Source organism: Pseudoalteromonas sp. DSM 26666, assembly GCF_900116475.1.
Taxonomy (GTDB): domain Bacteria; phylum Pseudomonadota; class Gammaproteobacteria; order Enterobacterales; family Alteromonadaceae; genus Pseudoalteromonas; species Pseudoalteromonas tetraodonis.
On sequence record NZ_FPAR01000001.1, the window covers coordinates 1 to 18,216 of the forward strand.

16 protein-coding genes, 2 tRNA genes and 2 pseudogenes are annotated in these 18,216 nt (G+C 39.7%); 3 read left to right on the forward strand and 17 right to left on the reverse strand.

Annotation, left to right across the window (positions count from 1 at the left end):
- Positions 1-106: 106 nt before the first annotated feature.
- Together BM380_RS00005 and BM380_RS00010 are read left to right on the forward strand one after the other, a co-directional pair.
- A tRNA-Glu gene (locus tag BM380_RS00005) sits at positions 107-182 on the forward strand.
- Between the two features lie 316 nt (positions 183-498).
- A complete protein-coding gene (locus tag BM380_RS00010; RefSeq protein WP_024602991.1) occupies positions 499-765 on the forward strand; it encodes a DksA/TraR family C4-type zinc finger protein in 267 nt (88 codons plus the stop codon).
- A 90-nt stretch (positions 766-855) separates the two neighbouring features.
- On the opposite strand, the gene gloA is transcribed toward BM380_RS00010, so the two are convergent.
- The 5 genes and pseudogenes from gloA to BM380_RS00030 all read right to left on the reverse strand — a co-directional run bounded on the left by gloA (position 856) and on the right by BM380_RS00030 (position 6,004).
- Entirely contained in the window at positions 856-1,257 is a 402-nt protein-coding gene (gene gloA / locus BM380_RS00015) for a lactoylglutathione lyase (protein ID WP_024602990.1), read from the reverse strand.
- Positions 1,258-1,311: 54 nt separating this feature from the next.
- Complete coding sequence (locus BM380_RS00020) at positions 1,312-2,343, reverse strand: serine hydrolase domain-containing protein (RefSeq protein WP_090492227.1); 1,032 nt, start codon at positions 2,341-2,343, stop codon at positions 1,312-1,314.
- A 119-nt stretch (positions 2,344-2,462) separates the two neighbouring features.
- Complete coding sequence (locus tag BM380_RS00025) at positions 2,463-4,373, reverse strand: aminotransferase class V-fold PLP-dependent enzyme (RefSeq protein WP_090492229.1); 1,911 nt, start codon at positions 4,371-4,373, stop codon at positions 2,463-2,465.
- 312 nt (positions 4,374-4,685) lie between these two features.
- Positions 4,686-4,757, reverse strand: a pseudogene (locus BM380_RS18375) (endonuclease III); the annotation flags it as partial.
- 173 nt (positions 4,758-4,930) lie between these two features.
- Entirely contained in the window at positions 4,931-6,004 is a 1,074-nt protein-coding gene (locus BM380_RS00030; protein WP_028834980.1) for a DUF418 domain-containing protein, read from the reverse strand.
- 89 nt (positions 6,005-6,093) lie between these two features.
- Between BM380_RS00030 and BM380_RS00035 the strand changes: the two genes are divergently transcribed.
- Positions 6,094-6,648 carry a TetR/AcrR family transcriptional regulator gene (locus BM380_RS00035; protein WP_028834979.1) on the forward strand — a complete coding sequence of 185 codons (555 nt, stop codon included), beginning with the start codon at positions 6,094-6,096 and terminating at the stop codon, positions 6,646-6,648.
- Positions 6,649-6,853: 205 nt separating this feature from the next.
- Here the strand turns inward: BM380_RS00035 and BM380_RS00040 are convergent.
- The 12 genes and pseudogenes from BM380_RS00040 to BM380_RS00095 form a co-directional block, all read right to left on the reverse strand.
- A pseudogene (locus tag BM380_RS00040) lies at positions 6,854-7,102 on the reverse strand (endonuclease III); the annotation flags it as partial.
- A gap of 123 nt (positions 7,103-7,225) precedes the next feature.
- Entirely contained in the window at positions 7,226-8,095 is an 870-nt protein-coding gene (locus BM380_RS00045; RefSeq protein ID WP_064664258.1) for a DMT family transporter, read from the reverse strand.
- Positions 8,096-8,229: 134 nt separating this feature from the next.
- Positions 8,230-8,937 (reverse strand): helix-turn-helix domain-containing protein, encoded by a 708-nt coding sequence (locus BM380_RS00050; RefSeq protein ID WP_016900424.1) that lies wholly within the window; start codon positions 8,935-8,937, stop codon positions 8,230-8,232.
- Between the two features lie 236 nt (positions 8,938-9,173).
- Positions 9,174-9,806, reverse strand: a complete 633-nt coding sequence (gene nth / locus BM380_RS00055) for an endonuclease III (protein WP_090492231.1) — start codon at positions 9,804-9,806, stop codon at positions 9,174-9,176.
- A 46-nt stretch (positions 9,807-9,852) separates the two neighbouring features.
- Positions 9,853-10,551, reverse strand: coding sequence for an electron transport complex subunit E (locus BM380_RS00060; RefSeq protein WP_028835009.1), 699 nt, complete (start codon positions 10,549-10,551; stop codon positions 9,853-9,855).
- The gene (gene rsxG, locus BM380_RS00065; protein WP_013465285.1) at positions 10,548-11,186 is read right to left on the reverse strand and encodes an electron transport complex subunit RsxG; all 639 of its coding nucleotides are present in this window, start codon (positions 11,184-11,186) and stop codon (positions 10,548-10,550) included. Before rsxG ends, BM380_RS00060 begins: the two co-directional genes overlap by 4 nt.
- Positions 11,183-12,241, reverse strand: a complete 1,059-nt coding sequence (gene rsxD, locus BM380_RS00070) for an electron transport complex subunit RsxD (protein WP_090492233.1) — start codon at positions 12,239-12,241, stop codon at positions 11,183-11,185. The genes rsxG and rsxD overlap by 4 nt, the downstream gene beginning before the upstream one ends.
- Complete coding sequence (gene rsxC / locus BM380_RS00075) at positions 12,238-14,631, reverse strand: electron transport complex subunit RsxC (protein WP_090492235.1); 2,394 nt, start codon at positions 14,629-14,631, stop codon at positions 12,238-12,240. The genes rsxD and rsxC overlap by 4 nt, the downstream gene beginning before the upstream one ends.
- A gap of 8 nt (positions 14,632-14,639) precedes the next feature.
- Positions 14,640-15,194, reverse strand: a complete 555-nt coding sequence (rsxB, locus tag BM380_RS00080) for an electron transport complex subunit RsxB (protein ID WP_013465282.1) — start codon at positions 15,192-15,194, stop codon at positions 14,640-14,642.
- A gap of 1 nt (position 15,195) precedes the next feature.
- Positions 15,196-15,777, reverse strand: a complete 582-nt coding sequence (rsxA, locus tag BM380_RS00085; RefSeq protein ID WP_008115244.1) for an electron transport complex subunit RsxA — start codon at positions 15,775-15,777, stop codon at positions 15,196-15,198.
- A gap of 244 nt (positions 15,778-16,021) precedes the next feature.
- Positions 16,022-17,965 carry a bifunctional diguanylate cyclase/phosphodiesterase gene (locus BM380_RS00090; protein WP_090492237.1) on the reverse strand — a complete coding sequence of 648 codons (1,944 nt, stop codon included), beginning with the start codon at positions 17,963-17,965 and terminating at the stop codon, positions 16,022-16,024.
- Between the two features lie 173 nt (positions 17,966-18,138).
- Positions 18,139-18,215: transfer RNA gene (locus tag BM380_RS00095), tRNA-Asn, on the reverse strand.
- Position 18,216 lies beyond the last annotated feature (1 nt).

Below are 18,216 nucleotides of genomic sequence, written 5' to 3' on the forward strand. Positions count from 1 at the left end.
CTAGTGACACAGAAAATGTTTCTGAGAAGATAATGCCATTCGCCTCGCAGGCTCGGCTCATCTTACGCAGAAATAGCAAATCAGTGATTTGCAAATCAATTTCTGCGTCCCCATCGTCTAGAGGCCTAGGACACCGCCCTTTCACGGCGGTAACAGGGGTTCGAATCCCCTTGGGGACGCCACTTACTTACTTTAAGTAATATATACAGCAGTGTGACACCGCACTCTCTATCCGCAACTTTAAAAAGAGTGAAAATCTCTTGATACGCCACCTACTATTCATTAGTAATATAGCTTTTAATAAAAGTGCCTAAAATCAGTTTACCTACATTTCCATCACTACTTCAAAATTATTCAGTGAAGTTAAAATCTCAAAATTAAATATTTTATATAATAACTCCTAAATTTTATTAGCATCTTTCCCTTTCTTATATTCAGCTTAAATAAACTTCACCTATGTTAGGTTACATATAAACGTCCAAATAAATAGGAGGTTATATGGCAAGTGGATGGGCACGCGATGGTGCAATTCAAGATCAAATCGACGCCAGCGTTAATGATGCTGTGCAATATGCTAGAAGTAACTTAGTTTCTGGAGCCAGTGCCGAGTTATGTGAAGAATGTGATGAACCAATACCACAGGCACGAAGACTTGCGTTACCAGGTGTTAAGTATTGTGTAAGCTGCCAAGTTGAACTAGAAGGTAAAGGCGCACTTTCTAAAGGGCTTAATCGGCGTGGCAGTAAAGATAGTCAATTACGATAAAAAGGTGCATACAGCACCTTTTTTAAAATTGTATCAGAGTTAAGCTTAAATAATTAAAAAGCCGCTTAGTAAACCTATTAAATATATTTACTAAAATTTATTCATATTTTCTTTTTTCTGAATAAGTTCAATTGAGTAGCCATCTGGATCTTTTACAAACGCTATTTCTGTTGTGCCACCCTTTACTGGACCTGGTTCACGGCTTACGTTACCGCCAGCGGCCTTGATATCAGCACAGGCTTTATAGATATCATCAAACTCAATCGCGATATGACCATAGGCATTGCCTAAATCATAGCTGTCGGTATCCCAGTTATAGGTCAGTTCAAGCACTGTTGTGTCAGTTTCATCACCGTAGCCTACAAAGGCGAGGGTATAGCGGTACTCTTCGTTATCAGCACGGCGTAACTCTTTCATACCAAGTACTTGAGTATAAAACGCAATTGATTTATCTAGATCTGCAACCCGTAACATGGTGTGTAGTAAACGCATTTAAATCCTCTTTAAAATTCATATAAATTTTTATAACGCAGCTAGTTTTAACTACTATTGCTGCGCAGTTAAAATATCAATAATCCGATTATAAATTATTTCTGTGAGCATCACAGTATCATCGCCATTAGTATTTATAAACTGCACAACGACTGTATCGATATCTTTATAATAACGAGCAATGCTTGAATACCCTAATACCCAACCTGTGTGTTCATACTTATAAAGTGATGCATACAAAGCTTGCTCTTGTTCGTCGAAAAAAGTGCCTTTGTTTAAAGCAAAAATAAAGTCGCCTACATCTTGTGCGGTTGCCACATAGCCTTGATCGAGTGCTTTAAAATCATTCTCATAACCTACGTAGTAACCACTCATCAAATCTACTAAATTGATTTCATGTACAGATGAAAACGTATGCGTTAGGCCCAGTGGCGTTAAAATTTCATCTTTAATATATTGGTTATGATCATAACCCAGCACGTTAGACATAATTTTTCGCAGCAACAAATAATTGGTATTAGAATAGCCATAGTCAGCATCAGGGCTAAAATCAGCGGGTTTATCGAGTACTAATGCAAGTGGGTCAGGGTAGGTGATTGACCAATCGAAATTATCAGTGTCTGTGTAATTGGGTATGCCACTTTTGTGTTTTACCATCATTCGTAGTGTTATTTTATCTGCGTTTTCAATGCGCCCAATTAATGATGGAAGATAATCAGCCAGTGTTTTATCTACATCAATACGTCCAGCGGCTGAAAGTTTAGTTAAAGCTGCTGCATCATATAACTTTCGAATGCTGCCAATTTTAAAAAGTGCACTAGGGTAAGCGGGTATTTTGTGCTCTCTATTATGCCAACCATTTGCAAAATATTCAGGTTGCTGTCCTTGTTTATGAATATACACAATAATGCCATCGACTCCTTGTTCAATAGCCTCTTGTGTTTGTGCTTGAACGTTAGCGGGCAGTGGGTGAAAGTAATATAAAGCAAACTGCCAAGGGGCAAAAATGTATATGCTAGTAAGAGTAACAATGAGAGCTGCAATCCGCAGAAGTGTAAGCGCTTTTTTGTTCTTCAATTGTATCATTGCATTCTGGCTTCATTTATTTTTGGAGTGTGAGGATCAGCTTTTTACTCTACTAAACAGCAATATCATGTGATATTGCTGTTTAGTTATGAGGAGTTCGACTGTATTAAAGTATATCTTTACTTATTAACTTTGCCCTTAAGAACATAGATTTCACCATCAAAACTCCCTTGAATCGTCAAACCTTGTCCTGCTAGCTCTTTAAGGTACTCTATGTGTTCCTCTGTAATATGCTGGCCAGGCACCAAAAGCGGAATACCTGGCGGATAGGGGGTAACTAAACCGGCACAAATACGGTTGTTACTTTTACCGATAGGCACAGATTCGCGCTCGCCATAAAAAGCATCACTTGGAATACACGCAAGGTCTATAGCGGGTAGGTTTTCAGGCAAGCGAGATCGTCGCGTCGATTTTGACAACTTCACTTTACCGCTGTCGAGTTTTTTGAGCGCATTATAAAGACGAATTATTTTTGAGCGCGTGCCGCCAAGGGTGAGTAATACCAAAATGGTACTGTGGGTGTATTTTTCTATTTCTAAGCCAATTTCATCCAGCAGGTATTTATGAATATCTTTTAACGAATAAGGTAATTCGCTAATGTCGATGAGAATTTTTAGCGGATCGTGACCCATGTTATCACCACTGAAGTGCGGAAATATTTCCATAAAGTCTTGCTTACCTAGTACTTTAATTTGTTTGAGTGAAGCCATCTGTTGTTTAAATTCTTCCACATGGTTCAACAAAGCATTGAGTAACTTATAGCCTTCCATCTCTAATTGCTTTTGGCATACATCAAGCGACGCGATAAGCTGATATTTTGGCGATGTACTGGCGTAAATACTGTAAATCTCACGAAAGAAATCAGCATCGAAATCAGGGTCGTTAACATGAATATAAGACGCTTGAGAAAACGCCGATACCACTTTATGTGCCGAATGAGTGACGTAGTCAGCGCCAGCATGAATGGCGGAATAGTATCGTAGGCTTGGATGAAACAGCGAGTAAGCAAACCATGCCTCGTCAATAAATACTTTAATACCATGTTGATGGGCAAAATCGACCACCTGTTTCAGATCGCTCAGTAGGCCATCGTAAGTACAACCGGTGAGAACCAGCAATTTTGCATCGGTATTTTGTTCTATCGCTTGTTTTATATCGGCCAACGACGGCGGCGCAAAAATGCCATATTTAGGATTTAAAATACTCGACAAATAAACAGGTAAACTCGCTGATTGCAAAATGCCATAGTGCACAGATTTATGACAATTGCGGTCGATGATCACTTTATCGCCCTTACGCAGCAATGTCTGCAAGATGATTTTATTTGAGGTAGACGACCCATTGGTAACGAAATAGGTATGCTTGACTTCAAACGTCGCCGCTGCTGACTCTTGCGCACGGCCAATGGTATTGGTGCTATCTGATAATGATCCTAACGAATCAACAGAAACCGACAGATCGCCCACGAACACATTACGACCATAAAACTGATAAAAATCTTTAATATAAGGAGAATTTCTAAAGCTCGAGCCGCCACTGTGACCTGGTGTGTGCCAAGAATCGTTTGCTTCGCCAACATAACGGCGATACGCAGTCCAAAATGGGGTTTCTGAGCGGTCATCGAAATCGTTGATCATATAGCCTAAAATTGCTTCAGGATCAGAAATTACCTCATCTTTAAAAAAGAAAGACTCAATCTCCTCCGACTCATTAACGATTTCTAGCCCCTTCGTATCATCGCCAATAACATAAACAGGCAGCTCAAGGCGGATCCCTTTTAACTGCTCGATAAAGCGACTATAAGTGCGTTCGCCAATCTTATTTTGCAAATCCCAGCTAAGCACTACAGCCTGAATATCACCATCTTCCTCTACAATGTCCAACGCTTGTTTTAGCTCAAGACGCTCAATAATATCGATATGAATATCATCTCGCTCAAAATTGACAATGGTCTTCGATAGATTCGTTGAAAGCTCTTGTAAGGTGACTGGATCTTGCTCAATTAACAAGATACGAAGTATTGGTAGCATAGGAATTCTCGTAATAAAATTTCATAATGCTCAACAGCATAACTAAAGGATTGACGCTTGTGAAATTAATACTTTGAAAATGTTCCAATAATTACGGCAAATCACGAATAAACAGATTTTATTTGAATTGATTTACAAGGTATGAAAAATGAAAGGTGCCAAAGTTAGACACCTACTTTGAATAAACAAAAAAGTAACACTGGAATACGAATTAATCATTGAGCTTATTCTTATAAGCCTGATAATTGAGGTTTAGTATTAACAATCGTGCTAAATGAACATTTTTTATTTACGGATCTATTCTGCTTTATCTTTAAACTCTTTAGGCACTACTTTTTCGAGCTTCTTTTCTACTTCAACAAGGTTCTTACCCATAGCAAACTTATCAAGGTTTGAGTCGGCCAGCCGAAAGATAATAAAAGTAGATGCAAAAGGTAATACCTATAGGATGCTTTTATTAACTTCCTGACTGTTACTATCGACATAGCATTATTTACCCTAATTAAACAGCTAACAGTCTCAATAGTTTTAGTTTTTTAAAACAATGTTTTGGCCTACTAAGTGCATTTTTTAAAAATCCATTCTAAAGGCCCGTGTTTAAAATACTTGAGCCAAAACACACTGAAAATTATGCTAATTATGCAAAAGACCAATGCGGAAAATATTGACAAGTCTATGGTTTGGTTAACGAGTAAGCCAGTTGCCTCAAGAATTCCCATGCCAATAATGACATGTGCTACATACAGAGTTAACGTTAACTGCCCAGTTTTGCTTAGCCACTCAATTAACCGGTTGGTAGGAAATACACTTGCTAGTTTTAGAGAAACCAGCAAAACAAGAACAGCAGAGCTTGCAGCTGAAAACATATATTGTGGCAACGGCGGTATTATTGACGTGGTTAACAAAAACTCAATTTCATCTTTTGACATGCCAATAGACGGGTCATCTCCTGCCCACATTCTCAGCATATAGAAGCTTGCTTCTACAATAAGTAAAATACTTAAAGACCATGTAAACAAAGACTTCCTTACATTAGCATTGGATAAATCTTGTTTACCCAACCATATGCCAAATAACAAGAAACCACACCATGGTAAAACTGGGTGATAACCATTAAAGAAAAGGTGTCTAATCACTCCTTCAGTTGTCCAAAAACCAGAATAACTAAGCTCAAGCCAATCCCATCCTTTTTCGTAATCAAAGAATAGCCACATTAATGGAAATGCAAAAACAAAACCGATAGATGCACTGAGCAGTTTCTTGCTGCTAAGAGTAAATAATAATGCAGCTATCAAAAAATAGAATGCATAGAATTTCAAGATGTCGGCTTCCCAAATAGGTGTAAAAGCCAAGCCAATCAAAAGTAGTAAAACAGACCTTTTTATCAAAGAGGTTCTTACTTGCTTGATGTGTTCAAGTGATTCACTGGTAACACATTTTTTAGTTAAAAACGCAATACCTATACCCGCTAATATAACAAACAAAGCCGAAGCCCGACCTTCGAATAGAGCCGCAAACTCTATTAATTGTGGTGTGCCAATATCGGCGTTCATGGCTAACTTAAAGTTGACAATAACCATACCAAAGAGCGCTAACGCTCTTGCAAAGTCAATACCGATTAGTCTATTCACTCTCTTGCTCCACAGAATTCATTTTTAACTTTTGAGACATTGCTGTATCATAATGGAACTTAATAGATGATACAAGGCTGTCTCATAAAATGGATGCAAGAACAAATAATTCGAGAAAAAAAATTATTCAATCGGGGTTAAAACTGTTTATTCAAAATGAGGACTCAACGCTAGTTGACGTGGCTAAAAGGGCTGAAGTTGGTAGAGCAACGGTGTACCGCCAATTTAAGCATAAGGAAGCGCTTCAAGAAGAGATTGCGTTATATTGTTTAGACCGCTTTGATGAAGTAAATATGTCCGTTGAAAATAAAGCTAAAGACTCATTGGATGCTATTAGGCTTGTATTCGAAAATACTTTGCCGTTATACGAGGAATTCGCTTTTTTGCAAAAATTCGAGAAGATGTTTCAGAAAAGTGAAAAGCTTCAAGTTCGTATACAACAGCAAGATAACGAGATACGAGAATTGATAAAACTTGCGAAAGATGAGGGGTTATTAAGTAAGCACTTCTGTGTTGATTGGGGTTTTTATTTTTTTGAAGGTTTATTGTACGCAGGTTACAAGATGAGTCATCTAGATAATTACAGTTCAGGTAAGGCAGCACATTTAGCTTTTTTATCGTTCAAGAGTGGGGTTGCTTCATAACCCCCTGCAAGAATATAGATGTAACATTAATTTACTGAAGACAGTTACTAAGCACATCTTGTGGGTAATTTATTTAAAAGATCAGTTTGCTACCTATCTGTTCTTTTTTTGGGTGGAAATCGACACAACTTAAGCCAGCGATGTCGCAACTTGACGCTGGGTAAGCCAAAGCTAAGGTCCGCTTTCGTATCTTAACAGGTGGGAGCTATTCAGTCTTATCTTTAAACTCACATAAATCTTCAATAATACAGCTGCCACACTTTGGCTTTCGCGCCACACAGGTATAACGTCCATGTAAAATGAGCCAGTGGTGCACGTCTACTTTAAATTCTTTGGGGATCACTTTTTCGAGCTTTTGCTCAACCGCAACCACGTCTTTACCCATAGCCAGCTTAGTACGGTTTGATACACGGAAAATATACGTATCAACTGCAATTGTCGGCCAGCCAAAAGATAATTAAGGTAGATAGCAAAAGGAAAACCTATGGACTGCTTTTAGCCATATGCTGACATTAAGCCTTAGCAAATTCAGGAGCATATTTAGGGCTATATATCTACATTGTTTTGACGGCTAACCTTAGTTTTTTTGAGGTTTGATTGTTTGCATCAATAGGCATAGTGATACTAAAGCTACGCCTGCCCAACCTATTACTTTAAATTTTTCCCCAATAATGACTATAGCTAAAACAGTTGCAACTAATGGTTCAATTAAGGTGATTAATGTCGCTTTACTTGCATCTATATAATTCAAGCCAAAACCAAATAATAAATATCCTAAAAACATTGGAATTATTGCCATATATAAAGATACGAAAGCATTAGATGAACTTGAAAATAAGTTATCACCCGTAAACCATAATGAAGGAAGTAACAATAGTGCAGCACAACCGAATAGCCCAGACATGGACGATGTTGAGTGAACGCCACTTTCAATTAAACACCTTGCCGCCCATGAATAACCTGCATAAGTTAAACCAGCAATACAACCTAAAATAATCCCCACACCCTGTTGATTGATACTGTAAGCATTATTATTACTCTGGTCTTTACCTAAAGTTAACAGAGCAATACCTATAGCACCAATGACAAAGCTCAACATCCATTGCAATGAAATGTCCTTTTTGCTAATAAGACGTTCAAGGATTCCAGCAAAAAAAGGTGCAGTGGCTATAGATACTACAGTACCAATGGCAACACCTGATAAGCGCATTGAGGTATAGAATGCTAATGGGTAAATAGCGACAGAAGCGACACCTAAGAGAAATATTTTAGGCTGTTCGAGCATCAGCTTATAATCTATAAGTAGCTTTTTTCGAGCTGTGATTACAAGTAACACTCCTCCTATCCCCATAGAGAATGCACCAATAGCCAAAGAGCTTACATCTGGGGAGTAGCTTGCAGCAGTACCAGTTGTCCCCCACAAGAAACTAGCAACAATAATCGCCATAACACCTTTAAAACTTCCGTGATGATTTTCCACAATGAGACTTATTTATAATAACTTCAATATAGAAATAGTATGCTAATTATGTAGGGTGTTTTTAACAATTAAGACGCAATAGTTAACAATTCCGACTAAGTTTACTTTTTGAATTTAGTTGGTGATAGACCAAAGTATTGTGAAAACTTTCGGCTAAAGGCTGAGGGTTCTTTATAACCTACTTTTTCACCAATAATTGGTAACGGATAATCTGTATGCGTAAGTAATGCTTGGGCTTTTTCCATTCGAAGTTTTGTTACGTACTTCATCACGGTCATACCTGTTTGTATTTTAAATAGTTTCTTAAACTGTGTTTCACTCAGGAAAGCAGATTCAGCTAAACATTTAATTTGAAGCTGCTCTGCAATATTTTGCTCTATGAAGGATATTGCTGTACCAATGCGACTATCTACCTTTGGTAATAAAGTTTGCTCTGCCAGCAGTAAGCTGAACATTTCGAACATCGCCTGTTCTAATTGAGCATTAACTTTGTTTTCTAGTTGGTTTTCGATAAAAGTTAAGTAACTTCTAAGAGAAGAGTTAATTGCAAAAACAATACATTGTGAAGATGAAATATTTAGCGGAAGATTTTTCATATCTACGACTACAAACCTAGCTTCAGTGTTTGCAGTGAACAGGTGCTCTTCGTTGGCTTTAACTACAACACATTCACTTGGTGCAACTTTTCCATTGAAATCACCAACACATATATTTATGACACCACGTAAAGGTAGAACCAACTGATTAAATTGATGTGAGTGACGAACTGGCTTTGTGCTATAGGAGCGGATGGATAATAGATTTTTCATAATAATAGAAAACGTATTGCCTTATTTCATCATGATTAGGGTTATATATCTTAGAGTAATGAATTCTAAAGTGAAGTCTTAGTTTCTACTGGTGTTTTTAATTAAAGTTTATATGATCAATGTGGCGGCTTAGTTGACTGTCAAGATGATGATAGCTCTACGTTTAATGGATACTAAAAATATCTCTGAAAACTATTGATGCTAATGTCCGTTATCGTATCAAAGTAGTCTAAACATTACTCAGTCTTATCTTTAAACTCACATAAGTCTTCAATAATACAGCTGCCACACTTTGGCTTACGCGCCACACAGGTATAACGTCCATGTAAAATGAGCCAGTGATGTACGTCTACTTTAAATTCTTTGGGGATCACTTTTTCAAGTTTTTGCTCAACCGCGACCACGTCTTTACCCATGGCAAGCTTAGTACGGTTTGAAACACGGAAAATATGCGTATCTACAGCAATGGTGGGCCAGCCGAAGGCGGTGTTGAGTACCACATTGGCAGTTTTACGGCCAACGCCGGGTAGGGCTTCTAGGGCTTCACGATTCTCAGGCACTTCACCGTTATGCTGATCTACCAATATTTGGCACATTTTATATACATTGGCGGCTTTTGAATTAAATAAGCCGATGGTTTTTATGTAATCACGCAGTGTGTCGTGGCCAATATCTAAAATAGCTTGCGGTGTGTTTGCCACTGGAAAGAGTTTTCGGGTGGCTTTATTTACCCCTACATCGGTGGCTTGTGCTGAGAGTGTTACGGCAACTAGCAACTCAAACGGGCTTGAATATTCAAGCTCCGTTTCAGGATGTGGGTTGTCATCGCGCAAGCGCGTGAGTATTTGGTAACGTTTTTCTTTATTCATCTCACTTAAAACGCATTAGCTTTTATTAAGTTAATGTGTTTTCCCCTTAGGTTAAGCTAGTAACACGTGCACGTGGGCCTTTTTCAGCTTCTGGCGGCGTTACTTGTTTTGATTTTATTTGTGCATCAATGACGTTTTTTGCGGCGATCAGCAGCCCAAGCCCTAAGAATGCGCCTGGTGGTAAAATGGCCAGTAAAAACTGGCTATCAAAGCTAAATACTTCGATGCGTAAAGCTGAAGCCCAAGGACCGAGTAGTAAATCGGCGCCATCGAATAAGGTGCCTTGGCCAATCAACTCTCGCATAGCGCCAAGTACAACTAGTACCAACATAAAGCCTAAGCCCATCATCAAGCCATCAAAGGCAGATAAATGCACTGGATTTTTAGAGGCAAATGCTTCAGCACGACCAATAATGGCGCAGTTAGTCACAATCAACGGAATGAAAATCCCCAGAGATTGATAAAGGCCAAAAGTGTAGGCGTTCATTAACAGCTGCACAATCGTCACAAAACCGGCAATGATCATTACAAAAACCGGTATTCTGATATCTTTAGGCACCCAATTGCGCACAAATGATACGGTAATATTAGAGCCCACTAAAACTAACAAGGTTGCTAAGCCTAAACCTAGCGCATTAGTAATCGTGGAGGTAACAGCAAGTAAAGGACATAAACCTAATAACTGTACTAAGGCGGGGTTATTTCCCCATAGGCCTTCTTTATAAAGGGTTTTTAATTCACTCATGGTGTTACCTCAGGGCAAGCATTCGCTGCTGCAAAAAGATCATCAAAGTTATTTTGTGCATACACTACCGCATTTTTAACTGAGCCCACTACAGCGCGAGGCGTAATGGTTGCGCCAGTAAATTGATCAAACTGACCGCCATCTTTTTTAACGGCCCAACGCGCGTCACTTTCGCTTTGTACTGTTTTTGAATTAAATGAGGTGATCCAGTCTGACTTTTTAATTTCAACTTTATCGCCCAAACCTGGGGTTTCTTCATGCTTAGTAACCCTTACACCAGCAACGCTGCCATCGCGATATACCGCGCTAAGTAAGTTTATATCGCCACTGTAGCCGCTAGGAGTGACATGACGAATGACTAATGCAACGGGTTCGTCATCTTTACGTGCACGGTAAATTACTTGGTTGTCGTATGGCCCCAGTAAAGGGTCTGATATGATCACACAATCTTGAGAAAGTTCATTAGTGTACTTACTGTGCGGTAATACTTCTTGTAACTGATTAGTTAATTGCAGTTGCTCTTGCTCTGCAATCTTATCGGCCGTTAACGAATTTATGGTGGCCACTAACCCTGTTGTAAGGAGTGCGAAGCCGCATAATATTGCGCCATTTTTTACCATTGAAGAAATAATCATTTTACTGCTCCATGGCCATAGGTTCTTGGTTGTGTGTAGTAATCAATAAGCGGTACTGCAATATTGATCAGTAATATGGCAAATGCAACCGCATCCGGAAAGCCACCAAATGTACGAATTAAATACACAATTAAACCAATCGCGGCACCATAAATAAGGCGGCCTCGATTAGTGGTTGCAGCTGATACAGGATCGGTGGCAATAAAAAAGGCTCCGAGCATAGTCGCACCACTAAATAAGTGAAATACCAGACCCGGCTCAGTGCCTGGCGAGGCAATATAACCAATTGCAGCGCATAGGCTTAAACTGGCAATAAAACTCACTGGTATATGCCAGTTAATCACTTTTGTTTTTAATAAATAAAGGCCACCAAGTAAAAAGGCTAAATTAACCCAACCCCAACCTAGGCCTACCCATTCATTAAATACGCTCTTTTGCATACTCTCTGTCACCGTTAGGCCGTGAGCAATATCTGTTTTTAAGGTATCAAGTGGGGTAGCCATTGTGCTGCCGTCTATTGTGACTCGAAGCTGATCTAAGCTGTATCCTAACGTTGTAAAGTCACTAAATATTAGACTAAGCTGCTGGCTAAAAGTAATGCCCGTATTGAGTAACTCTGTAACGGGTAACCAGGCCGTCATTTGCACAGGGAACGACACTAATAAAAGTACATAAGCTGCCATTGCAGGATTAAATAAATTAAAGCCTAAACCACCATAAAGTTGCTTAACAATAACAATGGCAAACAAACACCCTATAACAATAACCCACCACGGCGCTAAAGGCGGAATACTAATCGCCAATAACACACCGGTAAGCCATGCACTGCCATCGCTTAATGCAGGCCAAATAGGGCGCTTACGCATTAACATAATGGCTGCTTCAAATGCGCTTACACACACTAACGCTAATAATAATTGAATAAGGACACCGGTACCAAAAAATACAACTTGTGCAATAACACCAGGAATACAGGCCGCAATCACAGTTAGCATTAACCGTGTCACAGACTTGTGACTATGATTGTGGGGTGAACTGGCCATGGTTAGTTTCATGACTGATCGTTTCCTTCTTTTTGTTGCTTTTTAGCTTTAGCACGGGCAATGGCGGCGGCTACGGCGGCTTTCTTTTTTTCTTGAGCTGTTTGCTGTGAACCTTCTGAAGATTCATCGTTGCCTTGTGGCTCAGCATTTTCATTCTGTTGTGCTAATGCATTAGCTTGCGCTGCTTTCTTAGCTTTAGCACGGGCAATAGCAGCAGCTACTGCAGCTTTTTTATCATCTGCAGCCGGTGCTGGTGATTCACTTTCTGTGTCATCGCTTGGCGCTTGCTCATTAGTTTGTGCTGCTTTTTTGGCTTTAGCACGGGCAATGGCGGCAGCGACGGCAGCTTTTTTATCATCGGCAGCGACAGGTGATTCACTTACTGTGTTATCACTTGGCGCTTGCTCATTGGCTTGTGCTGCCTTTTTGGCTTTAGCACGAGCAATAGCAGCAGCTACCGCGGCTTTTTTATCATTGGCAGCGACTGGCGATTCACTCACTGTGTCATCACTTTGCGCTTGCTCATTGGCTTGTGCTGCCTTTTTGGCTTTAGCACGGGCAATGGCTGCAGCTACCGCGGCTTTTTTATCATTGGCAGCGACTGGCGATTCACTTTCTGTGTCATCGCTTGCTGCTTGCTCATTGGCTTGTGCTGCTTTTTTGGCTTTAGCACGGGCAATAGCGGCAGCAACGGCTGATTTTTTATCATCTACAGGCTCGTCATCACCATTGTTTTGTGCCTTTTGCTCTTTATATAGGCGAGCTTGCTCTTTACGTGCTGCGCGCTCTTTTGCAACTTCACTGTTATCTGGCTCGAGTTCGCCACCTTGCTTTTTCGCTTTAGCGCGCGCAATTGCGTCTGCTACAGCTGATTTATTGTCACCATCGCTGGTTTTATCTTTAACGCGGGCAAGGGCATCGGCTACTTTTTGCTGCTCTTCGGTCGATTTAGGGGCAGGTTTACGTTTGTGGCGATTTTTTCGCTCAGCTTGTTCTTGCTCTAAACGCGCTTTACGTGCATCAAAGCGCTCTTTAGCGCGATCAGATTTTATCTTCTCGGCAATTTGCTCTTTAATTTCAACTTTTGCAACGCGGTAATACTGAACAAGTGGTATTTCACTAGGGCATACATAGGCACAGGCACCACATTCAATACAGTCAAATAAGTTATGCTCTTGGAGTTTGTCGTATTCTTTTGATTTAGCAAACCATTGTAATTGTTGTGGCAATAACGAGGCAGGGCAGGCATCGGCACAGGCACTGCAGCGAATACAGGCTTTTTCTGGGCCAGGCTCTGCTAATTCCTTATGATCTGGGGCAAGTATGCAGTTTGTTGTTTTAACAACACCAATACGAACTGTGGGTAAGGTAAAGCCCATCATAGGGCCGCCCATGACCACGCGCTGTTGCGGCACAGGTGAAAAACCTTGGCAATCAAGTAAGTGCTTAATTTCAGTACCTAATAACGCCCATACATTGCCAGGATTATGTATAGTATTGCCGGTAACGGTAACGACACGTTCAATTAACGGTTTACCTTCGTATACAGCTTGCTGTATCGCAAATAAAGTGCCGGTGTTATGTACTAAAATGCCGATATCAGCAGGGATACCGCCGTTTGGTACTTCACGGTTAGTGAGCAGCTTTATTAGCTGTTTTTCACCGCCAGAAGGGTAAACAGTAGGCACGGTTTGTATTAAAATATGCTCGTTATGCTTCGCCGCTTCTGTCATGGCTGTGATAGCCTCGGGCTTATTGTCTTCAATGCCAATAATACACAGCGTCGGATTGAGTAACTGCTGCATGAGCTCAATACCTTTGACTATTTCAGCGGCGTGCTCACGCATTAAGGTATCGTCAGCCGTGATGTAAGGTTCACACTCAACCGCATTAACAATCAAAAATTCAATAGGTTGTTTAATATCAGCTTTTACATAGGTTGGGAAGCCTGCGCCGCCCATGCCAGAGATCCCCGCATTATGAATAACATCAACCAGTTCATCGTGTGATGCAGTGGCTGGGTTTGCTAAAGGCGATAATTCACACCAGGTATCGTTGCCATCGGGTTCAATAATAATGCTCAATTCAGGTAATGCCGAAGGATGCGCTGATGGCATAGGCGTAATATCAATAATAGTACCTGATGTAGGTGCATGTATTGGCACCGACCAATTAGCTGATGGCTTTGTTAACGCTTGGCCTTTTAACACGTGCTGTTTTTTTTCAACTATTAATTTACCACTAGCGCCAATGTGCTGCTTTAAAGGCAGAACAAGTTTTTCAGGCAAAGGGAGTCTGGCTATAGGCGCACTATTAGATAATGATTTCTGCTGAGGAGGATGTACGCCGCCAGGAAATGCCCAAACGGTGCCTTTTTTTATTTGTTCAAGTAACTTTTCCACTCAAACCTCTAATCTATTTGGGTAACAGGAATAGCGTCTAATTGCCATTTCCAGGTTTGTTTTGTTGGTGCAACAGGTAGCATGTCAATACAATCGACCGGACAAGGTTCAACGCACAAATCGCAGCCAGTGCATTCGTCAATTAGAACGGTATGCATTTGACGTGTTGCACCCACAATGGCATCAACAGGGCAGGCTTGAATACATTTAGTACAGCCAATACATTCATCTTCGCGGATATACGCCACTGTTTTAACCGGATCTGCTTGTTCGCCGCCAGCGAGGGGTTTAGCCTCAACCCCCATTAAATCAGCTAGCTTTTTAACGGTCGCTTCACCACCTGGAGGGCATTTATTTATTTCATCGCCATTGGCAATGGCTTCTGCATAAGGACGACAGCCAGGGTAACCACATTGGCCGCATTGTGTTTGCGGTAAAATGGTGTCGATTTGTTCTACAACAGGATTACCTTCAACTCGAAAGCGTACTGCTGCAAACCCTAAAATTAATCCGAAAATTAACGCCAGCAAACCCAGCGCTATTAAAGCGTACAACAAGGTCATATTAAAACTTCACTAATCCAGTAAAACCCATGAAGGCCATTGACATTAAACCTGCCGTTATCATTGCGATTGAGGCACCTTTAAATGGGGTTGGTACGTCTGCTGCGGCTAAACGTTCGCGCAATGCAGCAAATAAAACCAATACTAATGAAAAACCCACCGCAGCACCAAAGCCATAAACGGCCGATTGTAAAAACGTGTGATCTTCTTTGATATTTAATAAAGCAACACCCAATACCGCACAGTTAGTGGTTATTAAAGGTAAAAATATTCCCAGTAACCGGTAAAGCGTTGGACTTGTTTTTCTGACAACCATTTCAGTAAATTGTACAACAACAGCTATCACTAAAATAAAGCTCATTGTTTTCAGATAGGTAATATCCAATGGTAATAAAATATACTCATTTACTAAATAGCTTGTCACAGAGGCAAGCGTTAGCACAAAGGTAGTTGCCAAAGACATACCTATGGCTGTGTCAAGTTTCCCAGACACACCCATAAACGGGCAAAGGCCTAAAAATTGTACTAATACAAAGTTGTTGACTAACACTGTTCCAATTAATAACAAGACGTATTCTGTCATGTGTGCCTCACGCTAATAAAATCCCGTGTATTATCCTTTTTTCTACTGTGATTAACAACACGTTGAGTGATTATCAGTTAAATAAACAACGTTAAATAATGGGCTAATTGTAAAGGGTTAAAATCAAGGGACATTGCAATTAAAAAACTGTCAGCATTTTAACGGCTGAAAATTCATAAAAGCACACTTTAGAACGTAAAAAAGAGCATACATGCTCTTTTTTACGTTAATTGGAGTAGAGGCGTTAGATGTCTTTGGGCTTTTCAATGTAGTAACCTTGAACACCATCTAGGCATAACGTTTCTACAATGTGTTTTTCTTCTTGGCTTTCAACGCCCTCAGCAAAAACACTGACACCAATTCGGTGAGCAAGGTCGACCATTAAACGCATAAAGTACTGATTATTTTTATCATCCTCTAAGCCTCGGGTATAACTTGCATCCATTTTAATAAAGTCTGGTTTTAAATCTCTGAAAAACTTAAATGATGTGAGTCCTACACCAAAGCGTTCAACAGTAATTCTGGCTCCAACGCGATGCACCATATCAATAAAACGTTTGCTTGCTTTAATGTTTTGTTGCAGACCAAATTCACTCACCTCAAAAATTAACTTAGAAGCAATATGGGTATCTTTAAGCAAACGACGCTCTAACCAAATCATAAATTGGTCACTGTGCGCACTTGAAGGGGTGATATTTAAGCCAAAGTATTTTTCAGATAAATTACTCGATTTTATTCTTTCTAATGACGATTCTATAATTAACTTATCAATTTCTATTGCCATATCGAGCTTTTCAGCCATTGCTAAAAATGAAGCGGTAGGCAAAGCTTGATTTTCTTCTGTTTTGAAGCGGGCTTGAATTTCAGCATAGGCTTTAATGCTTTTACCTAATGGCATAATATTTTGGATCACTAAATGGACGCTTTTAGACTCGATCACTTCGTTAATCACTTTACGCCAGTTTTGATTACCAAACCCTGCGCTCACATTATTAACAAGATCAGTATCGCGCTGCACATGCCACGCATTAGCTTGCTTAGATTGCGCCATACTCATTGCGTTATCAACGATAGAGAGCAACTCACCTAAAGGTTTGGCTTTTTCGTAACCCACAATACCTGTGTTTGCAACCGAGCTAAGTTCTTGGTTTTGCATGTATTGAGTAAAGCGAGATTGTAAGTTTTCACCAAATTTTTCAGCTTCTTTTAACGGGGTATTCGGCAATATAATTATAAAGTCAGAGCTGTTTACTCTAAAAACTTGACTGCCGGAATAGGTGCCACTGATATTTACTATGATATCTGCAACCGACTTAATGTACTCATCACCTTTTTGATAGCCTCGACTTTGATTAATTGACTGTAACTCACTACAGCGGACAAGTGCTAAAGAGCCAAATGTGCTTATTTCGGTGTTTTCTATATTTTTTTCGTAGTAATCAACAAACATATTGCGATTACCTAATTCAGTAACACCGTCTTTGTAGGCTTCACGTTTAATATCGTGGGCTGCATTTTTTATATTGTCGTTTTTACTTTTTAAAAAGTGCGATAAACGATTAAAGCTAGGAATTAAACTTTTCCCCAACTTAGCTAACTCAGGTGAATCAATTTTAGTTGCAAAATCATCACCTAGTTGGTTTTGATTGATATATACATCAATAACATCAGCAACGTCCGTACATATATTGTCGTTAATGTGCTTAACAATGGTTTTCATCAATATAATAGGTATTAGGGCGAGTAGGGTGCTAACAATTAAAATAACAAAAAACGCGGTTTGAAACTGCTCACCCAAGTGAGTAGTGTTTAATTTAAATTCAATTTTTATATCGGCGTTATTATTTGTGGCGTACTGAGGACGTACTGAGTTGCTACTAGATTGAATAAGCTCAGCAATAAAAGGTAATTGCACTGCATTGTTAACCGAAAATACTTCAACGCCTTGATAGTCACGTAAAACAAAATTTGAAAAGGTTTCACTAGTTGCAAGCGTGTTTTTAAGATTTTCTGCTGATATATCTGTCGCAGAGAGATTTTTAATGTATTGCTCAACGGTCGCTTGTGCATTTTTTTGAGCATTGCCGATGGCATTATCAAAATTTTGGCTAATAAAATAACTACCAGCGGACACAAGTACCAGCCAAGCTAACAGTTGTATAAGAATAAGTTTTTTGAAAGCTGCCATTATTTAATCTTTTTATGTCAAATGGGGGAGGACACAACCTCATGATTATTAAACTAATTATAGCTCGATATCAATAGTTATCAAATGGTTAGTTTTTTAAGCAAAAAAGTTTTTATTTTAAAAGGAGAATGGTAGAGCAAATTGGAGGGTATGTCTATGTGATTGTAGTAAATTGGCTCCCCCTCCCCGACTCGAACGGGGGACCTGCGGATTAACAGTCCGTCGCTCTAACCAACTGAGCTAAGGGGGAA

What these genes read in the sequence shown, in the direction of transcription:
- BM380_RS00010 (WP_024602991.1), top strand. Translation starts at nt 499, where the DNA reads ATGGCAAGTGGATGGGCACGCGATGGTGCAATTCAAGATCAAATCGAC.
- gloA (WP_024602990.1), bottom strand. Translation starts at nt 1,257, where the DNA reads ATGCGTTTACTACACACCATGTTACGGGTTGCAGATCTAGATAAATCA.
- BM380_RS00020 (WP_090492227.1), bottom strand. Translation starts at nt 2,343, where the DNA reads ATGATACAATTGAAGAACAAAAAAGCGCTTACACTTCTGCGGATTGCA.
- BM380_RS00025 (WP_090492229.1), bottom strand. Translation starts at nt 4,373, where the DNA reads ATGCTACCAATACTTCGTATCTTGTTAATTGAGCAAGATCCAGTCACC.
- BM380_RS00035 (WP_028834979.1), top strand. Translation starts at nt 6,094, where the DNA reads ATGGATGCAAGAACAAATAATTCGAGAAAAAAAATTATTCAATCGGGG.
- BM380_RS00045 (WP_064664258.1), bottom strand. Translation starts at nt 8,095, where the DNA reads ATGGCGATTATTGTTGCTAGTTTCTTGTGGGGGACAACTGGTACTGCT.
- BM380_RS00050 (WP_016900424.1), bottom strand. Translation starts at nt 8,937, where the DNA reads ATGAAAAATCTATTATCCATCCGCTCCTATAGCACAAAGCCAGTTCGT.
- nth (WP_090492231.1), bottom strand. Translation starts at nt 9,806, where the DNA reads ATGAATAAAGAAAAACGTTACCAAATACTCACGCGCTTGCGCGATGAC.
- BM380_RS00060 (WP_028835009.1), bottom strand. Translation starts at nt 10,551, where the DNA reads ATGAGTGAATTAAAAACCCTTTATAAAGAAGGCCTATGGGGAAATAAC.
- rsxG (WP_013465285.1), bottom strand. Translation starts at nt 11,186, where the DNA reads ATGATTATTTCTTCAATGGTAAAAAATGGCGCAATATTATGCGGCTTC.
- rsxD (WP_090492233.1), bottom strand. Translation starts at nt 12,241, where the DNA reads ATGAAACTAACCATGGCCAGTTCACCCCACAATCATAGTCACAAGTCT.
- rsxB (WP_013465282.1), bottom strand. Translation starts at nt 15,194, where the DNA reads ATGACCTTGTTGTACGCTTTAATAGCGCTGGGTTTGCTGGCGTTAATT.
- rsxA (WP_008115244.1), bottom strand. Translation starts at nt 15,777, where the DNA reads ATGACAGAATACGTCTTGTTATTAATTGGAACAGTGTTAGTCAACAAC.
- BM380_RS00090 (WP_090492237.1), bottom strand. Translation starts at nt 17,965, where the DNA reads ATGGCAGCTTTCAAAAAACTTATTCTTATACAACTGTTAGCTTGGCTG.